The sequence below is a fragment of the Pseudoalteromonas sp. UBA2102 genome, assembly GCF_002331165.1.
Classification (GTDB): domain Bacteria; phylum Pseudomonadota; class Gammaproteobacteria; order Enterobacterales; family Alteromonadaceae; genus Pseudoalteromonas; species Pseudoalteromonas atlantica.
The window spans coordinates 1-23,795 of sequence record NZ_DCYU01000092.1; the positions used below are offsets into that span (position 1 = coordinate 1).

19 protein-coding genes are annotated in these 23,795 nt (G+C 38.2%); 10 read left to right on the forward strand and 9 right to left on the reverse strand.

Features of this window, described 5'->3' with window-relative positions:
* A partial coding sequence (locus B2R65_RS12920; RefSeq protein WP_286743257.1) for a hypothetical protein occupies window positions 1-257 on the forward strand: 257 nt, incomplete at its 5' end.
* Here the strand turns inward: B2R65_RS12920 and B2R65_RS12925 are convergent.
* Complete coding sequence (locus tag B2R65_RS12925; protein ID WP_286743259.1) at window positions 254-1,090, reverse strand: patatin-like phospholipase family protein; 837 nt, start codon at window positions 1,088-1,090, stop codon at window positions 254-256. The two genes, B2R65_RS12920 and B2R65_RS12925, sit on opposite strands and share 4 nt — an antisense overlap.
* Before the next feature lie 354 nt (window positions 1,091-1,444).
* On the opposite strand from B2R65_RS12925, the gene B2R65_RS12930 reads away from it, so the two are divergent.
* The gene (locus B2R65_RS12930) at window positions 1,445-2,317 is read left to right on the forward strand and encodes an SMP-30/gluconolactonase/LRE family protein (RefSeq protein WP_286743261.1); all 873 of its coding nucleotides are present in this window, start codon (window positions 1,445-1,447) and stop codon (window positions 2,315-2,317) included.
* A gap of 9 nt (window positions 2,318-2,326) precedes the next feature.
* Here B2R65_RS12930 and B2R65_RS12935 read toward each other — a convergent pair whose 3' ends face one another.
* Window positions 2,327-3,769 carry a diguanylate cyclase domain-containing protein gene (locus B2R65_RS12935; RefSeq protein WP_286743263.1) on the reverse strand — a complete coding sequence of 481 codons (1,443 nt, stop codon included), beginning with the start codon at window positions 3,767-3,769 and terminating at the stop codon, window positions 2,327-2,329.
* 198 nt (window positions 3,770-3,967) lie between these two features.
* On the opposite strand from B2R65_RS12935, the gene B2R65_RS12940 reads away from it, so the two are divergent.
* Window positions 3,968-4,864: a cation diffusion facilitator family transporter gene (locus B2R65_RS12940; protein ID WP_029774437.1), complete on the forward strand. Its 897-nt coding sequence runs from the start codon at window positions 3,968-3,970 to the stop codon at window positions 4,862-4,864.
* Here the strand turns inward: B2R65_RS12940 and B2R65_RS12945 are convergent.
* Window positions 4,861-9,396 (reverse strand): EAL domain-containing protein, encoded by a 4,536-nt coding sequence (locus B2R65_RS12945; protein ID WP_348735326.1) that lies wholly within the window; start codon window positions 9,394-9,396, stop codon window positions 4,861-4,863. The two genes, B2R65_RS12940 and B2R65_RS12945, sit on opposite strands and share 4 nt — an antisense overlap.
* Before the next feature lie 133 nt (window positions 9,397-9,529).
* Between B2R65_RS12945 and B2R65_RS12950 the strand changes: the two genes are divergently transcribed.
* The 6 genes from B2R65_RS12950 to B2R65_RS12975 all read left to right on the forward strand — a co-directional run bounded on the left by B2R65_RS12950 (window position 9,530) and on the right by B2R65_RS12975 (window position 15,460).
* On the forward strand, window positions 9,530-10,084 hold the full coding sequence (locus B2R65_RS12950; protein ID WP_055253861.1) for a hydrolase: 555 nt from the start codon (window positions 9,530-9,532) through the stop codon (window positions 10,082-10,084).
* A 106-nt stretch (window positions 10,085-10,190) separates the two neighbouring features.
* Window positions 10,191-11,657, forward strand: a complete 1,467-nt coding sequence (locus B2R65_RS12955) for a methyl-accepting chemotaxis protein (RefSeq protein ID WP_286743269.1) — start codon at window positions 10,191-10,193, stop codon at window positions 11,655-11,657.
* On the forward strand, window positions 11,641-12,159 hold the full coding sequence (locus tag B2R65_RS12960; RefSeq protein ID WP_286743270.1) for a DUF6436 domain-containing protein: 519 nt from the start codon (window positions 11,641-11,643) through the stop codon (window positions 12,157-12,159). Before B2R65_RS12955 ends, B2R65_RS12960 begins: the two co-directional genes overlap by 17 nt.
* Window positions 12,160-12,236: 77 nt before the next feature.
* Window positions 12,237-12,722, forward strand: coding sequence for a hypothetical protein (locus B2R65_RS12965; protein ID WP_286743271.1), 486 nt, complete (start codon window positions 12,237-12,239; stop codon window positions 12,720-12,722).
* Window positions 12,723-12,764: 42 nt separating this feature from the next.
* Entirely contained in the window at window positions 12,765-13,889 is a 1,125-nt protein-coding gene (locus tag B2R65_RS12970) for a helix-turn-helix domain-containing protein (protein ID WP_286743273.1), read from the forward strand.
* Between the two features lie 146 nt (window positions 13,890-14,035).
* Window positions 14,036-15,460, forward strand: coding sequence for a S41 family peptidase (locus tag B2R65_RS12975; RefSeq protein WP_286743275.1), 1,425 nt, complete (start codon window positions 14,036-14,038; stop codon window positions 15,458-15,460).
* Between the two features lie 104 nt (window positions 15,461-15,564).
* On the opposite strand, the gene B2R65_RS12980 is transcribed toward B2R65_RS12975, so the two are convergent.
* From B2R65_RS12980 to B2R65_RS13005, 6 genes are all read right to left on the reverse strand, one after another.
* Window positions 15,565-16,110 carry a transposase gene (locus tag B2R65_RS12980; protein WP_286743277.1) on the reverse strand — a complete coding sequence of 182 codons (546 nt, stop codon included), beginning with the start codon at window positions 16,108-16,110 and terminating at the stop codon, window positions 15,565-15,567.
* Window positions 16,107-16,415: a hypothetical protein gene (locus tag B2R65_RS12985; RefSeq protein WP_286743278.1), complete on the reverse strand. Its 309-nt coding sequence runs from the start codon at window positions 16,413-16,415 to the stop codon at window positions 16,107-16,109. The genes B2R65_RS12980 and B2R65_RS12985 overlap by 4 nt, the downstream gene beginning before the upstream one ends.
* Before the next feature lie 1,284 nt (window positions 16,416-17,699).
* Window positions 17,700-19,031: a TniQ family protein gene (locus B2R65_RS12990; protein ID WP_161804172.1), complete on the reverse strand. Its 1,332-nt coding sequence runs from the start codon at window positions 19,029-19,031 to the stop codon at window positions 17,700-17,702.
* Window positions 19,031-19,939, reverse strand: a complete 909-nt coding sequence (locus B2R65_RS12995; RefSeq protein ID WP_223866401.1) for a TniB family NTP-binding protein — start codon at window positions 19,937-19,939, stop codon at window positions 19,031-19,033. Before B2R65_RS12995 ends, B2R65_RS12990 begins: the two co-directional genes overlap by 1 nt.
* A 35-nt stretch (window positions 19,940-19,974) precedes the next feature.
* Window positions 19,975-22,002 carry a DDE-type integrase/transposase/recombinase gene (locus B2R65_RS13000; protein WP_036972195.1) on the reverse strand — a complete coding sequence of 676 codons (2,028 nt, stop codon included), beginning with the start codon at window positions 22,000-22,002 and terminating at the stop codon, window positions 19,975-19,977.
* On the reverse strand, window positions 21,999-22,610 hold the full coding sequence (locus B2R65_RS13005; protein ID WP_024032698.1) for a TnsA endonuclease N-terminal domain-containing protein: 612 nt from the start codon (window positions 22,608-22,610) through the stop codon (window positions 21,999-22,001). The genes B2R65_RS13000 and B2R65_RS13005 overlap by 4 nt, the downstream gene beginning before the upstream one ends.
* A gap of 686 nt (window positions 22,611-23,296) precedes the next feature.
* Between B2R65_RS13005 and B2R65_RS13010 the strand changes: the two genes are divergently transcribed.
* Window positions 23,297-23,620 carry a hypothetical protein gene (locus tag B2R65_RS13010; protein ID WP_024032696.1) on the forward strand — a complete coding sequence of 108 codons (324 nt, stop codon included), beginning with the start codon at window positions 23,297-23,299 and terminating at the stop codon, window positions 23,618-23,620.
* The last annotated feature ends 175 nt before the right edge of the window (window positions 23,621-23,795 follow it).

Consider the following 23,795-nt stretch of genomic DNA (forward strand, 5'->3'; position numbering starts at 1 on the left):
CTTGCAGAGGTAAAAGCAGCATGAACACTGTTATGATAGTTGTTGCAATAGCGTGTTTACTGGCCGCTTTATTATTAATGAGAAGTAAGCACTACAAAGTAGCCTATAAGTGGCTGTATTGTTGTGCTTTAATAGTTATTGCCTTAGCGTGCTTTATACATGTTTACGCTGTGCTAGCGGGCATTGTATGCACCATTGCAGCGTTGACTGTAATGGGCATACTGGTTGCGCTATCTAAAGGGAAACAACACACTTAGCTTAAAAAGGCTTTGGCTGTATCAATTCCCATTTTGTACCCATCGTTAAGGCGTTTAACATTTTTGGTTGTACGGCTCACTCTAAATTGGGGCGGTGGAGCAATAATATTGATTTTGCAATCTTCAGGCGGGTTATTAATAAAATCTATGCTGCTGTTATAAACATGCGCTCTGTTAATCGAGCTATTTATTAAAGCAGGGTAGTTTTTATAAAGTTTTTTGGTTAACCACTGAGATTTACTTGGCTTTTTTCTATAGCCTAGTGGCTGAGAAAGCACCACGGTTATTTCTTGAGCACCCATTTCGTATGCTTTTATTACGGGAATAGAGTCTGCTACGCCGCCATCGGTCATCGCAATATCATTAATTATAGGGTAGTTACGATACGCAATTGGAACCGCGCACGATGCCTTAAGTTGCTCTACCATCGCATCACTACTTGCTTTAAGGTAATGAGGCTGCCCTGTGGTGATAGCTGTAGAGACGATATAAAATTCGTGAGCCGCCTTTGCAAAGGCTTCTGTATTGAGGGGGATCTCTTTAATGGTTGCTTGCCACAGCCAATCTAAATCAAATAAGTGGCCGCCTTTGATAAAGCGCGCTAAGTTAATAAATTCAGGCCGACACGAAAAATCGGTAATAACATGGTAGTTACGTTTAGGTTGTTGGCATAAATAAGCGGCTATATTGGTAGCGCCAGCAGAAACCCCAAAGTAATTAGTAAAAGGTTGATAGCGCTGCGCTAAAAACTCATCCAGCACGCCGGCGGCAAAAATACCGCGCATTGCACCTCCGTCAACCACTAAAGAATGTTTATTGTTATTATTAATCATACTATTACCTCCCTTTTGATGATATTACCAACTAACCAAGTAAAGCGCGATAAAATGCTGAAATAATTATACCCATTTGCCACATTACTTTATTCACTTAAGGGATTAAACTTAGCGCTAACGGCGCTAAAAATTTTGATATAAACAGAGCAATAACGAAGCTTTTATCCTGTAATCAATGTGGTTTAGTATTTAAAACTAAATCACTTAATTAAGCTATTTGGTATTAGTGCACTGTTTGGCTTAGCAAAAGCATTTAGTTGCTAATATGTTTTGTTTAATCGTAAGTGTTGGGTATTTCTGATAAAGTATTTATTAATACAAGGCTTTGTTAATATTAAAGAATCGTTATTTATGACTGACTCAAGTGTGACCGTATTTAGTAATTTGCAAAATAAGTTAGGTGAAAGCCCGCTTTGGCACCCTTTGCTTGAAACGCTATTTTGGGTAGATATAGAAAAAAACCTTCTGCTAAGTAAGTGTTTAACAAAGCCTGACTCACTAACACAAGTTGAAATGCAAGATACGGTTTCGGCTTTAGCGTGGCTTGATAAAGCACATCTTATTATTGGCACCAGTACGGGTATATATAAATACCATATAGCTTCTGGGGTGCGCCAAACGCTTACATTTTTAGAAAATACCCAGTCCACACGGCGCTCTAACGATGGTCGGGCAGACCCTTGGGGTGGGTTTTGGCTAAGCACTATGGATACAAACGCCCGCTCAGGCGAAGGTAAGATTTACCGTTTTTATCAAAATTCGCTTAATTGCGTGGTGCAAGGTTTAACCATTCCCAACGGGTTATGTTTTGATAAAGCGCGCTCACGTGCTTATTACTGCGACTCAAAAGCCAGCTGTATTTTTACTTTAAATGTAAACCCAGACAGCGGCGAGCCTATATTACCCGCCCAAGTTTTTTATCAATTTAAAAATACCCAAGTAGACCCAGATGGCTGTGTGATTGATGCCCTTGGCAACTTATGGCTTGCGGTATGGGATATGGGCTGCGTTATGTGTTTATCGCCAGATGGGGAGGTTTTAAACACACTGCCACTTGCTGCAACAAAACCTACAAGCGTTGCGTTTGGTGGCAATAACGCACAGTGGCTATTTGTAACTTCTGCAGATGACAGTAATGTAAAAACTAACCAGTCATTACAAGGTAATGTATTTAAAATATCAGGTATAAAAAACGGGCAGCTAGAGCCGCCCGTTACTTTATAATAGATTTAGTTATGTAAATTGGCATACCTTATTACGGCCTGTTTCTTTTGCGGTATAGAGTGCTTGATCGGCTTTACTTATAAAGCACTGTGGCGTGCTATTTTTATCAGGCGTGGCTGAATAAAAACCGATACTTAATGTTAAGTACTCACTTACGGTAGAATTATTGTGTTTTATGTCTGCCGCTTTAATTGCTTGTTGGATTAAGCGGGTAAATTGTTGGCAGTCTTGCTCACTAGTTGCCGGTAAAATGACCGCAAATTCTTCACCGCCATAGCGCGCGGCTAAATCGCCTTCACGTTGGCATTGCGACTTAAGCGCAGCTGCCACCTTAACTAAGGCTTCATCGCCTTGTTGATGGCCGTAGCTGTCGTTGTAATTTTTAAAAAAATCTATATCGCACATAATTAAGCTAACGGGTTGCTTAGCACGTGCGCAGCGTTTAATTTCGCTCTCTAGTGCTTTGTCAAAACAACGTCTGTTTGCAATTGCGGTGAGGCTGTCAGTATTTACAAGTTGGTTAAGCTTTTGATTTGCGGTAATTAGCTGTTGTTGAATATGCTGAAGCTCTTGCTTGTAGTTTAAGTTTTTAAACGCATTAGCGATTATTTCACCTACTAGTTTTAACCTAATTAAGTCTAAGTCTGTCCACTCACGTTTTTGCTTTACACAATCACAACCAATAAAGCCTACTAGCTCCTTATCGTAGCGAAGGCCAATACACAGTACAGATTGAATACTTTCACGCTCGAGTTCTTGTTTTTCTTTAGTCGCTTTTGCTGGGAGGCTGGCAACATCATTTACTTTAAATAAGTGTGTGGTGCCCATTAAATTAGCAAAGTAGGGGAGTGAGTTTTTTGGTATGTGCTGTAGTTGATCTTTAAATGGCTGAATCCCTTGGTTAACCCACTCATGGGTGTTACGCATTGACTTACCATCGTCAGAAAATTTAAATAAGTAGCTCCTATCGGCATGGCATACAGTGCCAATGGCTTTAAGCGCAAACTCTATATGAGTATCAATATCGTCAATTTGAATATCTATTAAGTCGGTAGAAATTTTTGAAATAATTTTATCAAAGTTATATTGCGCATCTTCGTTGTGTTCAATTATCTCAAACGTAGCAATGTATAAGTGACTATTTAGCGAGGCAAGTTTGGCGTTTAGTAATAGGCCGTGCGTTTGTTTTTGTAAAAATACGTGGCAGTTAGTATTTATAACTAAGTATTTTTCAAACAATTGAGCAACAGTAAATTGTTTTTTACTTTCTGGACTACTTAACGTGAGGTGCTTAAAGTCTGCATCTTTTAATGTTGGCTGTGAGGGTAAATTAAATATACTCTGCGCTTGAGTGTTTGCTTTATAGGCTTGTGTTTTAGCATCATAAAGTACAACGGCAAACGGAATAAGCTTTATAGTACTCCACATATCTTCGATTGGTTTTAAGCCCACTCATTGCTCCAGTTGATTTTACATACAATTTAATTGTTCCTACTATGTTATTTAGTACAACTTTAGCTATTTTGCTAAGTTTTTAGTGCGTTTAAGAGGGCTTCGTATTACAATTGCTACTGTATATCATTACCCTTTTCTACTCTAAGCCACCTGACGGCTTATTTGCATTTTAAGTATAGGTTTTTCAAGCATTTCATGACAGAAATCACTACACACCAGGCGTCTCGTCGTCGGTTACTTATCGCTTTAGCGATAACATGTTCATTTATGGTAATTCAGGTAATTGGCGCTTATTACGCTAATTCGCTTGCTGTACTTGCCGATGCAGGGCATTTATTTGTGCATAATAGCTCGCTATTTATTGCCCTTATTGCCTCAAGCTTAGCAATTCATTTTGCTAAAACCTATAACGATGGCTATCAACGCGCTGAGCTCATTGGTGGTTTAATTAATGGTTTACTGTATTTGGCAATAAGCTCCGTAATTTTATATGAAGGTGTAGAGAGAATTTCCCATCATAACGACGGCCATGATTTAGCAATAAACAGCTTTTTAATGTCGAGTATTGCCTCTGTAGGGTTTTTATTTCATGGTGCTGCAGCGTGGGTACTTTATAAAGGCCGCAAAGCAAGCATTAATGTGTACGCTGTATTTTTACATTCGTTTTTTGACATTATATCGACCATTTCTACGTTTATAGCTGGCGTACTTATTTATTTTACGGGCTGGAGCATTATTGATATTTTATCGAGCATGCTAATTGCCTCGTTTGTATTATTTACCGGCGGTAAAGTGATCACGAGCTGTATTAAAGGGCTGTTCTTTAATAACGCTAAGTTGCCTAAAGTGAAGGATATTGAGCAGTCAATTACCGATTTAGAGCATGTGCATAACGTACATAATGTGACGGTGTCGCGCAAAGACAGCGATATTATTGTCGGCGCTCACGTGGTGTTAAAAGAGCATTGTACAATTGAAAAGCACGATGAAGCCTGCCGCTTAAAAATAGAAAAACTCCTCGCTGCGCGTTTTAATGTTAAAAGCAGCGTACTGCAAATTGAAAGCCACGAATGCCAGCATATTCATAGCTAACTCTTTATTAAAGTGTGAATATGCTCATGTGTTTCGGGGTTTTGTAATTGCTCTGCACGCATTGGTTTTGCAAAATAATAACCTTGTAAAACATGACAACCTAACCCTTCTAAAAAGGCTTTTTGTTGCTTAGTTTCAACGCCTTCGGCTATGCAATAAAGCTCCAAGTTTTGAGCCAAAGTGTAAATGGTTTTGATGATCGACTCATCACTTTTATCAACCCCAATGCTGTTAACAAAGCTTTGATCTATTTTAATGACATCAATAGGGAACTGGCTCAAATAAGTAAGTGATGAGTAGCCGGTGCCAAAATCATCGAGTAACAGCTTAAAACCAGCCGATTTTAACTTTTGTAGTTGCTTTGCGGCTTTTTGCTTGTCTTCTAGCAGTATGTTTTCTGTTATTTCTAGGCGCAGTTGTACTGGGCTCATTTGATGCTGTTTTAATATATTGGTCAGTTTGGTTGCTATATTCGTTCTTAAAATGTGCTTTGGCGACAAGTTAAGTGAAATATAAAACAATGGGTTGCTGGCCAATGTAGGGGCTAGCTCAGTTAGCGCACGCTCTAAAGCTTGCTCAGTTAATGCTTCTATCAGGCCTGTTTCTTCAGCAATAGGGATAAATAAAGCCGGCGAGACAAATTGGCCGTTATTTTCCCAGCGCATAAGTAACTCAACTCCATTTATTGTTTGTGCATGCGTGTCTATTATGGGTTGGTAGTGATTAAATAATAGATTATCTTTCGCGGCATCTTTTAAATCGTTTTCGAGGATGAGCTTTTGTTTTATTTGCTCGTTCATCGAGTCGTTAAAAAACTTAAACCCGTTTCGGCCAGCTTGCTTTGCATGCATCATGGCTACATCGGCGTTTCTGATCAGTAAATCGGTCGAGCTGGCATCAAATGGGTATAAAGCCACGCCAATACTGGCTGATATATTAATAGAAAAATCTTCGATAATGACCTTATTGGCAAGTTCTGAACTGATACTTTTGACTATGTTATTAAGTGCGGCTATGTCTTCTACGTTATCAATAAGCACTAAAAATTCGTCACCGCTTTGGCGGCCAAGCGTGGCATTACTTGGCAACATAGCGCTTACTCTTTGGGTAATATTACACAGCAGTTGATCTCCCACTGCGTGGCCAAATGTATCGTTTACCGGTTTAAATTTGTCTAAATCTATAAATAGTAAAGCGCTTTGAGTGAGCTGTTGGTGAGCTTTTTTAATCGATTTACCAATTTTTTGATGCATTAAACTGCGGTTAGGCAATTGTGTTAGGGGATCGAAGTTGGCTAAATAGCGCAGCTCGTCTTCTGCCTTTTTTTGCTCGGTTAAATCCGAAATAACAATTACATAGTAATTTATGCTATGTGTATCTTTAGCGATTGCAGTGGCACTTATATGTATGGGGTGGTGCGGGTTAGTTGCAGTTTTAATAACGGCATCAGTTCGCCAATTTTGTTTTGCTGTTAAGCTTTTTAATGTGCTGGCATAGCTTTTACATTGCGTTTTACCTATCGCATTAACAAACACTTTTAAGCTAAGCGGATGTTTATGAGTTTGCGAAAAGGTTTTTATAAAACTGTTATTTGCAGAAACTGGCACCAAATTATTATCTAAAATAAGCAGCCAGTCGTTTATTTGCCCAAACGCCTCACCTAAAATGTTGGCTTGCTGCTCATTGGCACGTTGCTCTGTTATGTTGGTATATATGCCAGATACAGATACCGGTTTATTTGTGTGCTCGTCATAAATAATTTGCCCTAAATCTTGATACCACAACCAATGGCCAAGCTTATGCTTTAACCGGTAAGTTGCTTGCCAATGCTCATGCTTTTTTTGTTTGGTAAAATTTAACCAGTGCGAAATAACCCGCGGTTTGTCTTCAGGGTGAATTAAAGCTAAATAATGTTTTAGCGGGATACGGTTTGGCAAATTAATATACCCAAGCTCACTCCCCCGGTTTGTATTTACCGAATCGTCGCTGTAATGGTAATCCCAAATACCACTTTTATTGTTACTGAGCGCAAGCTCGGTTTGTTTTTGCGAGTGTATTGTCGCTTTTTGCGCATTAGCAATGGCTAGTTGTCTGCTTCTGTATTGCCAAAACAGTAAACACAGCACAGTTATAATAATTAAAATATAAGCCGCATACGCATAAGGAGACTTCCAAGGCGCGTATGCCACATTAAAATTTAACAGCGCCGGCTTTGACTCGGTCGCACTATTAAAGTTATACGCGCTGGCCTTTAATTGATAATTACCTGGTGGGAGCTTTGTAAAAAATATTTTGTTTGCTTTTAAATCATCATACTCTAGCGAAGTAGGTCCTTGAAGCGTAATTTTGTATCGTGTTTCCGCGCTATTTTGAAAATCAAAATTAGAAAAGCTGACCTCCAAACCCATATCCTCATGTGTTAATTGCAATGCAGAGGTGGCAAACTGATTTGGCTGATAGTCTAAATCGCGCGACATTAAAGTAATATCGGTTATTGAGGTTGTTGTTTGCGTGCTTTGCTGTAAAAACTCAGCGGGGTTAAACGAAATCGCACCATAACTGCTGCCAAACATTACAGTGTTATTTTTAAGCGTAATTGCCCCTAAAGTGCTAAATAAATTAACCGATAAACCATCTTTAACCGTAAAAACTCGCAGCCTTAACGTATCGGTATTTAAGCGGTACAAACCATTTTTACTGCTAAACCATAAATAACCATACTCATCGCTAATAAGTGAATAAATAGACTGCGTTTTTAAGGCGTTACTTACGTTAAAGTGGTGCTTTTTTTCAAAGCTCTGCGCATCAATACCCACTAGGCCTTCGCTGGTTGTTGCTAACCATAAAATGTTATTTTTATCGGTTAACCAGTTTTCTACTGTGTGGTAATTTTGGCTGTCTTTTTTACTGGTTTTATAAATAGTGGTAAGGGTGTTTGTTTGCTCGTTAAACCGGTAAAAGTGGGTAGTTGTACTTAATACAAATTCATTTGGGTAATCATCAAAAGGTCGATGAAAAGTATAGGCCTCTAAAGGGTTTACATGTTGTTTTAACCCGTTAATTTCGCGCGTTAAGCCTGTTTTGCCATTGTACACATAAAAACTGTGATCATTATAAAAAGCGAATGTGTCGGGGGCTACCTCAGACAAACCATAAATAACCGCACCTTCAGACAGTGCGTTATTTAAATCTTTTTTTGCAACGGCAGTGCCTGTTTCTTTGTCAAATAAAATTAAACTGTAGTACCCCGTTAGCCATAAATACCGCGAAGTGGATTCTAAATACGCTTTATTAATTGCAAAAATAGCGTATTCACCATAAACCGCTTTAGGGTCTTGCGAGGTTAGGTAGTAGGTTGTTTTGTTTTTAGCATTTACATGAGCAAGGCCATTATCGGTGCCGTACCACATAGATAAATCATCGTCTTGGTAAATACTGTTTATATAGTTGTTTTCGGGTAGGGTGATTTTGTTAAAACGCCGTGTGTTTATTGACCAAGTAAGCACGCCTTGAGTGCGCGACGCCAGCCAAAACACGCCACTTGAGTCGACCATTAAATCGTTAATAGTATTTTCGGTAATATTAAATTTACTTTGATCAAAGCTAAGAATTAACTCAGTGGTGCCCTTTTCTCGGTTAAATTCGAACAAGCCATGCTCTGTGGCAATAAATTCGCCATAGGGTGTATTGCTGTAATCCCAAATATTGTAATCAGCAATCACGCTTTTAGTGCTTTGAGTTGTAGTTGCTCCTGCTGAGCTATTTAAACTTAATGCGTACATGCCCTCAACGGTGCCTACTAATAATCCTAGCGCGGGGTCTACAGATAAAAATTTAACATTACTGTTATCGACTGTTTGTTTATCGGGGGTATGTAAATTAAGAGGGGTTAATGACTCTGTTTTTAGGTCGTAACTAAATAAACCAGTTTGAGTGCCTATAAATAGCGTATTTTTGTAATATTTTAATGCGCGCACCACGCTGTTTTCATTGCCTATAGTAAACTCTAAAGTAAGTGAATTTGTTTTAGAGTTAAGTGAATACACGTTGTTTAAAATGGCAAGGTAAAAGGTATTTTGGTGCTGAGCTATCGCTTCAATAGAAGCGTAACTAGCTGTATTACCTGCAAGATTGCCCGAAAATATATTACGAGTAGTTAATGTTTTTGGGTTAACTAAATAGGCACCGGCAAGCTCAGTAGAAACAATTATATTGCCTGCATGCGTTTTAAATAGTGTAGTGATGAAGTTTTCGTTAAGGGTAAATCCGCCATCAAAAGGGGTTACCGTATAGCCGTCAAATCGATTAAGCCCTTGCGCTGTGGCTATCCAAATATAACCTAAATCGTCTTGCAAAATTTTAGTTACGTAATTTTGGGATAAACCTTCATCGGTAGATATTCGTTGTAGTTGTTGAGCATAATTTGTGGAGGCAGATACGCTAGTAATACAAAGAAAACATACAGTGGTGAAGAGAAAAAACAAAATACTCAATCGCACTAATAAACTCGCTCTAGGGCAGGGAATATACATATAAAAGTTAAATATAGCACATTTTTTAAAGTGTGGATTACAACTTATAACAACTAAATTAAAGCACTAATTTAGTTGTTTATAACCATTTAAGCTACGCTTACTAATTATAATTACTTAAAAACGGGGTGTTATGGTTAGTCACAAAAATTTATCTGCAGATAACAGCGTGTTATTAGTGATAGATATTCAAGATAAGCTTTCTCCCGCTATTAGCGAATTTTCTGATTTACTAGAGTGGGCAATAAAAATTGCCAAAGTAAGCGCCCTTTTTAAAATTCCTAGCATAGTGACTGAACAATATCCTCAAGGGCTTGGTGGTACAAACAGGCTTTTAAAAAACACCCTTATAAACGCACAGACTGTTGAAAAAACACATTTTAGTGCGTGTAATGAGCCTGCATTTAATGCTGTGTTTACAAAGCTTACGCGTTCACAAATTATAGTAATAGGCACAGAGGCGCATGTATGTGTTTTACAAACCTGCTTAGATTTAATAGCCCAAGGATTTGAGGTGCATGTAGCGGCAGATGCTGTGGGTTCACGAAATACGATGCATAAATCGCTAGCTCTAGAGCAGTTACAACAGGCAGGGGCAATAATTACAAGCGTAGAAAGTATCATTTTTCAGTGGACAAAAAACGCAGCATTACCTGAGTTTAAAGCTGTTTTATCAATTATTAAGTAAAGTTGGCAAGCTAGGCTATATTGATAATTAAATGTGGTCGTAATTATTAGCTAATACGTACAAACCCTGATTTTGTTTAAAAAAATTTTAATAATTAAAGGTATTTATGAATAGTGTAAGTCGTTTATTCACCATAATATTCATTTTTTTGTTTGTAGAGTCTATCGCCCTAGGCTTGTACTTTGGGACACTTACACAAGCATTCATAGTCGGCCTACCTTTAAGTTTAATGCCTATATGGTTACTTAAAACTCAGCAAAATAGCCCAATCACAGGTCATGTTGTTGCTGCAGCAATTATGATGTTTTCTTTTTTGCACATACAACAAGCCTTTGGGTTAATAGAAATACACTTCGAAATATTCATATTAATGGCCATGTTGATCATGTTTGTGCAGTGGCAGGTGTTTATTACGGCCATTATTTTTGTGGCCGTTCATCATTTAAGCTTTTACTTTTTACAAACACAAAACACAGGCTTTTATGTATTTGACCCTGACAGACTGGCGTTTACTACGGTGCTTATACATGCTGGCTATGCAATAGTAGAAGTGTTTGTAGCAGGCTATATTACTAAAACTCTACAACAAGAGCGCCGAGCTGGCGTGTCTTTAACCAAAGCGACCGAAGCCATTATGCAAGACCCTGAGCATATACAGCTTTCGCTTAGGGCCGATGATAAAAATAGCAATGCAGTAGCAGGATTTAATACTTTATTGGGTTATTTATCAGATGTAATTAGGCAAGTGCAAACGCAGTCTCTTTCACTGCAGCAAAATTCGCAGCAATTAATAAACGTACACGATGAGCTAGCAAGCGGGGCAGAGCAAAGAAAGCAACAAACTAATGATATAGCTGACTCTGGTGCTCAAGTTGCACAGGGTTTTAGCTTAGTTGAGCATGAAAGCGAAGTGTTAAAGCAGCAGGTAGATAACATTACTCAAGCTGCAAATAGCGCCTTAAATGACGTTATGCAAACAGACACTAAAAGCACGGAGCTACTTAATTTACTTAATCATACAGAAGAGCAAATAAATCATTTAGTGGCCGCTGGTGATGTAATATCAGGGCTGTTAAACGAAATATCGGGCATTGCAGAGCAAACTAACTTACTTGCGCTTAATGCGGCCATTGAAGCCGCAAGAGCGGGTGAGCATGGCCGCGGGTTTGCAGTTGTAGCCGATGAAGTCAGAACGCTTGCTACAAGCAGTAAAGCCACGACAGATAAAATTGCTTTAACATTAAAAGATTTAGTTACAAACAGTAAAACGTCAACCCAATCTATGAGCCAGTGTGTCGATTTTGTTGTTGATTTAACGCATATCAGCACCACCATGAAAGAAAACATAAGCGCCATGAGTGAGCAAATAAAAGCTGTCAGCCAGAGTACTCACTCTGTAGCGCAAGTTGTTGCTGAGCAAGCTGTAAACACAAAACAAATAGCCTCAAGCACAGAACAAATGCAGCAAAGCCAATATCAAGATACCAAAGTGGTAGAAAAGCTAACCGCTAAAGTACAAATGATCGACGTAAGTATTGCGGTATTAGAGCAAAGCATTGCTAAATTTAAGTAACTCACCTATTAAAACGAGTGCAGTGATTGCTCTGTGGTTAGTATTGACGGTTTCTGGTTTAGTTTATTATCAATATAATCAGTTGCGCGTTTTTGACAGTTATGGCGTGCTTGAGCAACCAGGGTGGTTTACTAAATTTAAACAACACATAGGGTTTACAGCAGCAAAGCATAATTCGTTGATTATCGTTACTGACCCTGACTGTGGCTGCACCAAGCAAGCCCAGCCCCATTTAAAACAGTTGGCTGCGTTTTCTAAAGCGCAAAATATTACGCTTATCAATATTGAGCAAACAGCCTCTTTACAAATACTGCTCCCTGCTACACCAGCTGCCGTGGTGATTAACGATAAAGGTGACTTTGTTTATGCCGGCCCACTTTCTCAAGGGCTTGGCTGCGCGCAGGGCAGTGGTTTTGTTGAAACGGTTATAAATAATCTTGTAGCTGGATTTAACAGCGAACTGTTACTTAATAAAACCAGTGGTTGTTACTGCACTGCTTAATATTAGTGAATAATGAATCGCTTCCTAGATTTTCAATTTCAAAAACGTATTTCATTATTGACTCAAGGTAATGCTTAATGACAGACAAATTTAAAAAAGTATACAGTGTGAGTGTCGAGCCTGATGAGTTTCTCTTACTTAATGAAACGGGGTTCGAACAAACAATTCAATCGACCGAGGGCCAGTTGTTAATGTTCGACGGTATGAGCATGAGAGACAACTGGAGAGAGTTAGCCGTTGATTGGTTGATAGAGCCTAGTGCTGCTCAGCAAAACTTACAAATACCTGATATAGCCGGTTTGGGGGCCTCAACAATTGTAGTATCCCCTAAATATTCGCCGCTATTCTTAAACGATTTTAGCAACAATGTTGAGCTGCTTGAATGCAATTTAAAAGGTGAAAAGTGGTTTGCATTTAATGTTGTAGGCTTTGACAAAGCCCTTAGTGAAGAACACTCCATCCGAAATATTAAAAATGGCACTACACTGGAATCACCTCTACAGCTCAAACTGAATAATATGTCAGACACAGCTAACAATAAGTTTAGCAATCTGCTAATCTAGGAACATTAAACATCTACCTGATTTCTATTTACAACTATCCCAATGCTGTTTATTTCCTTGCCAATGCAATATCTTCATGTCATCGGAACATTCCAAGGCATCTTATTAGCAGCAATACTTTTGTTTAGTGCTGGCGTTAATAATACTGGGCGCATAATGGGCGTTTGGTGTCTTTTTCTAGCATTTTATTTCTGCTGTCCATTGATTGTAGTGCATGCTGAGGATACTGTTTTTGCTAATCTAATTGGATGGGGCTACTTTGTCCCCGCCAGCTTTGGTGCATTTTTATATTTATATTTTCGGTCAGCGATAATTAAAAAGTCATTCCATTTAAAGGATAGTATTCACGCTACGCCGTTATTACTTTGTCTTCTCTTAAATATAGATTTTTTGTTTTCTACCCCGACTGAAAAAATCAACATCGCTAATAACGCTTTACACAAAGAAAATATCCAACTGCTGACTCAAATTATTATGTTCGTACAGGCATTTTTTTATTTAGCATTGAGTGTCAAACTGATAACTAAAAGTGGACGCCATGCGCGTGACACGCTTTCCAACTTTAATCCTAAAATATTTACCTGGTTATGGGTAGTATTAAATTTGTACGCAGCAATGTTGCTGACAGAAGCTGTCAGCACAATAATCGGCGCAAATTCTACTTTGGCTATTGCTAGTGATCTCATTGCCTTTACTTTGATATACAGCGTTTCGATGGCTCAGTGGCGTGAGCCAAACTTATTTACCATTGACAACTTGAGTGAAACTCCAGCGGAAGCACTCAACTCGACAACCAAGGCACAATGCTTCGACTCTAATACTAGAGCCAAATTATTAGAAAACATTGTTCAATATATGGAAGAAGAGCAACCTTATCTAGAAAGTGAACTTAGCTTAGATGCGCTAGCAAGATATACCAACCTTAGTAGTCATCACTTATCTGAAATCCTCAATCAGCAAGCAAATAAGAACTTTTATCAATTTGTTAACGAATACAGAATAAAAACAGTCTGTTCTCAAATTTCTTCTAATCCAAAAGAGAGACTTATTGATCTAGCTCTATCTGCTGGGTTTTCCTCAAAAAGTACCTTTAATGCCGTTTTCAAGCAATTCAAAGGAATGACCCCAAGCCAGTACAGGAAACAGCTGAAACTCGATTGCGAATGAGTGCGAATCGACCGAATCGCACGTCCAACTCGTCCAAAACAGACGATTTTTCTCTTAGACTGCTCTTTAATGCAACTTCTAATCGCCGTGGATAACAATATTCATCAGACGATTTAATTAGTGGAAAATAGAATTGAGGACAAAAATTGAAGACTATAATTTTAACTTTTTTTATTGTGTTTGTAGTTGGCTGCACTAGCTTGAATGAACCAAAGTCAATTACAAAAAACACAAAAACGCAAGAAAGTAATACTCATACTAACCTGCCTTCATCTGGCAAGATAGTGAGCATTAAAGTATTAAAAAGCAACCTGACTGAGCTAAGTCAACGCCTTGATACGATCCACCCAGACCCGGGCTTTACTATGGATGTATCTGAAGTTAAATCGCAGATAGAGTCCTTGTCAGAAGGTATAACTTCACCCATGACACATTATGAAGCATGGAAATACTTCTCTCAGCTGAATCCTTACTTTAAAGATGGACACATGCTAATTGCTTCGCCACAGCTTGATGATCAATTTAAGAGCCACATTCAGAACGGTGGTCGGCTATTTCCATTTGACGTAATAATAGATGCATCCCAACGTTTGCTTGTGGCGGAAACTCTTGAGGGCCATTTAGATATTAAAATCGGTGATGAGATTACCTCAGTCAACGGAGTTAGGGCATCAAAAATAATTGAAACTATGTTGGCAAGAATGTATGGCGACTCATTAGAGTTTAGGGCTGCTTTTACTGCCAGCCGATTTAACAAAATGTACTGGTTACTGTTTGGTAGTAGCAAAGATTATCAAATTGAGTTTATGCATAAAAATAAGCGCAAGCAATTCTCTATAATGGGTGTCACTGATGAGCCTGAAAATCACAATGCTGATGTGAGGGAATTTGTCCAAAGTCGAATACTAGACAATGACATAGGGTATTTGCGTGTCGATCGCTTTTTTTATTCTCAAGAACAAGAACAACCTTTTTTCACATTTCTAGATGAAACGTGGCAGGCGTTTAAAGATGCGAACGTCAAAGATGTGATTATCGACGTTCGCCATAACCCTGGGGGGACCGATCACTATTGGCAGCAAGGTATTGCACCTTACATTGCGAGCAAGCCATTTCCATTTCTGTCAAACTTTAAAATTCGTATGACGGAACGAAATATCAAAATAGGACCTATTAAAGGTAATCAAGGTGAGGTTATTGAAGGCACATTTAATCAATTAGTGCCTGTCGACGCGCATAAGGGTTTTAAGATACCTGGACGGGCATATTTACTAATGGGGCCGCTCAGTTATTCATCCACTACTTTGTTTTTAACCTCACTACAGGACTCTCGTCAGGCTGTCATCGCGGGTCATTCAAATGTAAGGTCTTGCACTACTGGGCGTATAGAAACTCATGTATTGCCTGGTTCTAATTTAGAACTAACCATGCCGACACTTATCTTTACTCGCCCATCAGGAAAAGAGCATTGTCAGCAACCTATCGAACCAGATGTTTATGTGTCGAACGAAGTAATAAATTCGAATGAGGCAGTGGAATACTTAGCAAAATATATTACCGCTAATAGGTAGACGAATATAGACGGGTTACCCAACATTTAAATAAGAGCGGTTAACGTGCAGGCTCAATCAAATCTGATGGTTTACCAACCCCGTCTTTAACTCAACACGTTAAACTAATTCGTTTTATGGTCGTTAAGAAGAAGCCTTGTGTTCATCAAATGGGACATGTCCTTAAGTATGTGATAACACGCTCTTGCGAGTTTATGTGCAACTGTTTTAATCGCGATAATTTGGTTGGTTTTACCCAGCTTGCGTTGGTAATTTTTTCTAATTGTCGGGTTATACCTAATAGCAAAGTTAGCAGCTTCAGTAAACGCCCACGCAAGGTAACGATTACCATTCTTTTGATTTGTAGCGCCTTTCTTCTTCCCATTGCTGTATTTTGCACCTTTCACGCAGCGACAATAGGAGGAGAAATTACCTGGACTATCAAAACGTTTAATAGTGCCTGTCTCTAACATAATGGTCAGTACTAACGTATTCCCAATCCCATCGATACTGGTTAGGTTTATAAACTCAGAGGAGAGTGATGTTTTATTAATAGCGCCCTCTATCGCATTGATTTGCTGTTGAGCACAGCGTATTAATGAGAGGTTAGAAATGACTGACAGTGCTGTATTCGTTGAGCTGAAATCGATGTGTACTTGCTCAACATTCACGCCTTTTCTGATAGCGCCATTTGTTTTATTTTATTGCTACTGAGCTTATACCCAAGATGACGCATGTAACAACTTTGCACTGATAATAAGTTTTTAGTGGACTGTTGAACAATGTCCATTCGTTTACGCATTAAGTAGCAAACAGCTCTGAGTTCACGAGGATAAATGTAGCCCTCAGGCAAAATGTTTAGACGTAGCATTTTAGCCAACCAGCATGCATTACTATGGTCATCAGCATGTTTTAAACCTGAATATTGCTGAATTGCAGCGGGGTTTGCTAAGTGAAGTTTAAACCCTTCATCCATTAAAGCATCGACTAACCAATACCAATTAAAGGTCGATTCAACAACAAGACCTTCTAAGTTGTCTTTGTAAGGACTTAAAAAGATAAAATGACAGACATATCATTATTTAAACGCTTAGCGGTAAGTGTTTCACCGTGTTCATTAATGATAGCAATAACACTTTATTTGAATGCAAGTCAATTCCACCACATAGTTTCATACCAAGCTCCTCGGATTCAGTTTATTTTTTGGTCAACACAACTGTATCGAAAAACTCGAGGAGCTTTCTATATGATTATCAAATCTTGACTTCATACATTAAAAATCGTGAATGACCGCTTATGGCACAGAGCAGACCGCCGGTAATTATTGGGTGATGCAATCCACGGCTATAACTGCCCATGAATACAAGTTCTTTATGTAATGAAAAATAAAGATGCGCTGTTGCTACTCCGCAAAGCGTCGGCCTAAATAAACTCTACCTCGAAGTAAACCCGATTAGCTTTCGTATAATAGATAGGCAAATTATCACTTCAAATCACTTACTGTAATAGATGTTTTCAAGCGATTTCTCGTTGTTTGTGAAATTTACCTAATAAAAAACATAATTATTTTTAGAGTGTAATTAAGTTAATAAATCTCAATTTAAGTGCCATATTTTATTATAAATCAATAAGTTCTCAACGCGCCGTGAATTCTCGATTTAAGTGGCACTGATCATTTTTGATCAGCGCCATATAACTTGAGAATCTCAGCCAAGTAATAAGATTTCAAAACAATAACTTAGCTTGTATTATTTATGGGTACTGCGCCTCTTAAATTGAGAATTATTTATAGCTAAAAACTGCCCCAACACAAATTCTCATCCAGCCAAAAAGTTCTCATTCTGCCTTGCATATTCTCATTCTGCCACTGAAGAACTCTGACTTGATTTTAATGAGCACATAATTAAGTAGATTCTGTATTCGGTAAATTAGTGGCGAACACTATACGCTAATATTTACTTAGTAAAAGTGTAGTAAATCGATTAGAAAATGGATTTTTAGGATAAAGAGAAATGAAGCCATTTAAGTGAAAGCTAAAATGCAGATATGCGAAGCTTCATTTGTAATGTTGAGTTAATTCAAATTTGGTTTGATTTAGGTTTAGTTATGGATGAAATTACTAAACCTTTATTAAAAAAGGGAAAGTTAAACTTATTGATATTCAGTCGATTAGTTTTAGTGAACTGCCGGTATTGTTATTAATAAAGCATAGACCGAGAAGATGTCTCGGCCTAAAAATTAAAGTTGAAATTACAAAGTACTAAATGTCGAGTGATAGCTGTTTGTTTTGCGTTTTCGCCAACTTCAAAGTATCACAATTAAGTATACGTTTTGAATTATTGCCATGAATGTAAACGGGCCTGAGCTTACCGGTATTAATCAACCTCATTAGTTCTACCTTTGGTATACCGGTGACTTCAGCTACGTTTGCAACGGACATCGTTTTATCTCTTATAAGTTGAGTATGTAATTTACAAAAGGTATCGAATGCTTCAGGCAAAACGTGTATGGAATGCATTAAGTCTAATGAAGGTTTGTATGCTATTGATAATTCTTTATTTTTAGCAGCTATCAGTACATCAGTTATACAGATATTATGAAGAGCCATAAAGCGACGTAGCTCAGAAAGGGGGACGTAATCTTTATTGTGGCTGAACTCGGCTAAAAAGGTATAAACACCTGATATTTCAACGCGAGTATCTGTTCTTAAGGCCTTTTTTGAATCAGTTCTTATCAATCCAACTTCGACTAAAAGAGCGATTTGTTTAAACGTTACCCCAATTATAGAGGAGGCTGTTTGAGCTTCAAACCAAAGCTGAGTTATGGGAGCTTTTGAACGAATATACTCGCTATTATACATTTCATATAGTGTGGATAATGACCCCCATTCACATAGCAAATTCTGAACAATAATTTCAATTTTGTGAAACTCAATGTTCAACGGTAGATCTGTTGGTACACGTTTAGCCCTTTCACTTAAGAATACTCTAGCACTATCTGGGTTATTAAGAATATCAGCCGCTCTATTTAATAATGTGGAGGTAATCTCCTTTGGTGGGAAACTCGTTCGTGTATTACTATCGTCAACTATCACTTTAGCTATGAGGTATGCATCGTGGACTTGTTCAGGTGATTTTAATTGATTATTCAATGGCATATGCGTTAAGCGTAAGCCGCACAAAGGTGATGTGCAGCGGCCATTTAGAAGATTAATGGTAAATTGCAGCGGTGAATTGCAATGAGGGCATTCGGATAAGAGGGCACACTCATGAATAATACAGTGTCGTAAAAATGGATTTTGCCACTGGGCCCTAAAATACCCATATTGGTTAACACAATCTGGACAAACTTGTGGCGTTAGCAATCTCGCATGTGTCCAGCACTTTATCTTTAATGATGATAAAGTGCGAGTTATAGGAATAAGGTGATCAAGGAGTTCGTTCTTTGTTGATCTACCTTTGATGATACTGGTTAGCATAGCCTTATTGAGTACGCGAGATTCTGATTGTATGCCATTTCTTTTAAGTAAACGAAGTACATAACCAATACCTGACTCCGCTTCATAGTAAGAGGGTTTTATTGGGAAACGCATTAGCATAACCCCGAATAGAACTGACTTCTAAGGTTTTTATCTTGCTCATTTAGATATGCATCTAATTGTTTTTTTGTTAAAAGTTCATAATCAAATGGATTGACAGCCCCAATTGCATATTTCTCAAAGTTTTCAAATAAGGCTTCTATAAGCTGATCATAGTTTTTTGCATTTCGTGTGTTATTACGTAAAAATAAATCGCGCATTGTACTCATGGTGTGCTCACTGTACGCAAGGTAAATACGATCAAGTAGCTCACTGTGCTCATCCTTTGTTAAATTTGGCAACCCAACTTGTTGAATGAACCAATTACAACAGGCAATCCAGTTTTTCGTTTTAGGAAGGATTGGCTTAATTTCAATGGGGCGCATTTGTCGACGAGACATCTGCTCGTCATCGTCAAATTTACCGGCGGTTCTACCAAATGTAATAAGGCGCTTAGCACTGCTTGTACCGGCGAAAATAATCGAACAACGGATCTTGTTGCTATCGATCAGATAGCAAAAATATTTAATAATTCGTTGAAACTCTATCCCATCATAACTTGAGGCAATATTCTGAATTTCATCAAGAATGATTAGCTCCACTTCTAGGTCTTTGAGAAGTGAGATAAGTTGGGCATCCAATTCAGCTGCAGTAGTGCGAGAATTTTGTGTTGTTCCCTCTAGCTCTGAAATTAAAAATCGAGTTATCTCTGCAGTACTTTTTTTAAACTCCTTAAAAGCGACATAAAAGATTGGTTTTGTCGTTTTTTCTGGCTTAGTAACAGGTAAAAACTGAGCGTGATACTGCTTTAATATATACGTCTTGCCAGCACCCGAGGCACCATAAATAAGTTGAGCTCGTTTATCCTCTGAAGGTACGTGATACATATTGTGGATTTCCGCTATCCTCTGCCATATCTTCATTTGTATGTCACATGCGAAAATTGTACTGGGCATAGTTACCATTGTTTTTCATTTCCTTCATCATCATTATAACGGGTAGAGGCCATTTCTCTGGTTTTGCTCACTATCGTATCTGCGTAGGTATCTTGTTCACCTGAGTGCGATATCTGTGATTTAAGTTCATTCACTTTATGAGATTTTTTTATTCGCTCTACAATGGATAAGTTCTCTTTCGTATTTTTATTGAAAGACGCTACCTTTGGGCCTCTGTGCTGTTTGCGTTTGGGCTTTTGCTTTACGAATTCAGTTATTTCACCGACATAGTGACCAGTAGGAGTATGGGAGAAAGTTTCTGTATATATTCCGAGTTGGGTCAGAGTTTGATTACCATTTAGTTCAGCAAAGCTGACTGGTAGTTTAGTATCATGATGGTCAATATTATCAGCCACTATTTCCACAGGATTGTTCTCGCCAGGCAGTGTTGCTTGAACTGTTACTTTTCTGGCATCTAGGTCGTCATGAAACACATAAACAGAGGGGTTTTCACCCAGCTCCATGTCTGTTTTAGTAGCCGCGTATAGTTGTTTTAGCTCATCACTGTAATAATCTTGACCTAAACATCTGATAGTTCCACGTTGCTGTAATTTATGTGAGGCCTGGGCTCTGGACACGTGGAAGCAATGTTGTAGCTGATCATATGTGAATGAAGGCATAGGCGTATCAATAATGGACTGATTCCATTTTTTGATAGGCGTATGGCCAGCCTGTTTATGGTGTTTGTGCATGTATTCTGTCAAAAATATATTCAGTAGCTTTGTAAAATCAGATACCTTTATATCCGCACGTTTAGCTAATGGAATTGTGTCGAGTGAGTTCGGGTTAGTACGTTTTCCTGAATAACTTTGAAATCCAATACTCGTCTCACCACTTTGCGTTTCAATCTTCATACCTGAAAAAAAGTGATCTCTTAATACGTTAAAAAATGACTCAATGAATGGCTTCTTAGCAGGTTGATTTGATGGTGTATAATGAATATTTAACTCAAGTCGCTCCGCAGCCTTTTTTATCAAACGATTATTAAACCCTGGGCCATTATCCATAATCAATGTAGTCGGTTTACGTCCATTCATTGTAAGATTACTATCCGCCATAAATATTTGACGTAAAAGGTTAAGCCCACCGGCAGAGTTTTCAGGTTCAAAGCTAAGCACCACAGAGATAGGTGCGCGTGTGTAAACGTCTATTGCTACATACAAAGAAATAGGCGGTGTCGGTAGACCTGTTTTATCATCAATTAAACACATATTTAGCACAACACGGTCGCATTCAACGCGTTGCATTGCGTAATAGGTTTTTATTCGTTTACGTAGCGTTGTTAGTCGCTTATTGATTTCCGCTTGTGAAAGACCTTTAAAATTAGCAAGTTTTTCGGCATCAGTAAGCTCTTGTAACCGGCGGTAAAAGGTGCGTTGTGATGCGATTTGAATCTCATTATTTTTCAAGCTAGCTTCTTGCGCTTCTCGTTTATAGTTACTGTAATATGCGCCTTTGAAAGCAGAGTTATTACACGAATAGACGGTAGCGATGTAGTGCTGTATGAAAGCCTCAGTGGCCGCATTTAGCCGTATAGGCCTATTACGCTTCACTCCCGCAAGCGCCTCATCATTAAAATCTGATTGAACCCATGCGCGCCAATGGCGACATACCGTTTTCCATTGCGGGTGTTTTGTGGCAATAGTTGCAGGATGTTGGCTCTCGACTCGTTTGATGAGCTCATCATATGTCTTCTTGGTTGTAGCAGGGTATCCTTCACTAACCAGTTCTTTCAAGATAGATTGATAAATCAATCGTGAGGTAACCGTTAACTTTTGATATTCTGTTAGTTCAATATGTGGATGCTGTGCCCTTCTTAATATAAAGCCTTGATCATCAATTGATTTCTCAAAGTCGTCTCGAGTTAATAGGCGCTTCTTAGTCTCTATACCATCACCGGAAAGGAGTATTGATGTACTGTCAACAAACGCAATAGATTCAACGTTACCGTACTTATTAGTCAAGTCAGTACCCGTAGCATATCCGATCATTTGAGGTGACCTCGCATCAATGTAGTAGAGGCGTTTAACGGCTTCTCCATATCGAATTTATATACATTTGATGCAATTAGTCCATAAGCCTCTGCCACTGGGTTTTTAGCTATACCCTCCAAGCATTCGATGAGTTCACCAAAGGTTAAATCTCCATCAGGCAGCATTGTTAATGGGAATGAATGCTCCGAGTAATACATTGTTATCAGATTAAGGTTCGCCATAAAGATAGTATTGAGCTTATCGACGATGATTAACCGTAAACCTATTTGTGCTTTTTTTCGGGTGTACTCATTAAAAAGATGAATTTTCGAGTGATACTCTTTATCAACCTGAGACTCATGATGAACTTCAATATATTCAGCGAAGCCAGAATGATATAGGACTAAGAAGTCGGGTGTATAGCGGTAAACTTTTTTGTCTATAGTCACTTCTATTTGCTCAGGCTGGGTGGCAAACAGCTTCACATTAGGGTCACATTCCAGTTTAAAAGCCAGGATCAGCTCCTGAAATGACTCGGGATTAAGTGCGCACTGATTTTTATGGGAGTAAAATCGTATAACAAATCGACCTCTGTGAACGTTAGCGTTCGTCTTTGTAACGGTCATAATTTCACCTCCCAAAAAATAAATGTCTTTACACTATAGATAATGGATGATAAATTAAAAGGTTTATCTTTAGAATAGTTGTTCTTGGTAAGCATTTTTACATTATTCCTTTCGTCATAATTAGGCTTATCAATCCTTGGAGCCACTGAAAATTTTGTTTTATTTTCAAGGGTTAATCTCACTTTAAAATTCAAAAGTTAAGTTCAATGTTTTTTCTACGAGCAAATTATTTATTCTCAAAAAAAATTTATCTTTAAAGTACTGTGAAGGTTTCTCGAGTTGTTTTTACCTTATCCAAACCGATTTTATGTTTGTGTTTAACATGACGTTGTTATGTTCAAGTAAAACACCCAAAGTGAAATTAGTATTCAGTGCTGCTCCTAAAAGCTTAAATTTAAAATTTCACACCTAGCCCCCAGCAAGGTTGATGCTTTTCAAAAGGCAGTCACTATGATTGCAGATATTACAGAAATAGAGAAGGTTAAACTGGTCAGACCTCTCGCTATCTTCTTTAAGTGTCTTTGATTTGGGTTTTAAAATTCATAAAATGCCAACGATATTAATTCTAGGTTAATTTAAGCATTTTTATTTTTTGTGTTTTTTAAGAAAAAAGAGGGGGTGTTCTTGTTTATTAAGTTAAGGTTAATGGAGGCTTAAATTTTTTTGTAAACAAGATGGAGTGACATATGAAACACAAGCCAGAAGGGTGGGTTGTTTTAACGTTTCAAACTATTGATAGCAAACCCTGCTATGTGTTGTTTTGTTCGTGGAAAAATGATGATGAATGGAGAGTAAGCTCAGGTTCAATGGTTCTACCTCACTTATCACCCTGTGGGAATTATTGGATTTGGCCTCAAATATCAGGCTCTGTATACGAGCTTCCCGTTGATGAAGAAAATGGCTATACCTTCTACACTGGCGCTGTATTAGATGAATTGTTAGTAAAAGGGTATCGCGATGGTACTAAGCTAAAGCGCATTGCACTTAAAGATATTATGGAAGATAAATAAGGCGATTATCGCCTTCTAATCTGTCTATTTTACTTTTAAAGGTCATGAGCTCTACATTACGGTAGATACCTAGGGGCTTTGGTAGGCAAAGATGAGAATCTGTATTATGTAAATATTGCTAGTTCTACATTAAAAGCTAATAAATGAATACATTAAAAGCTAATAAATGAATACA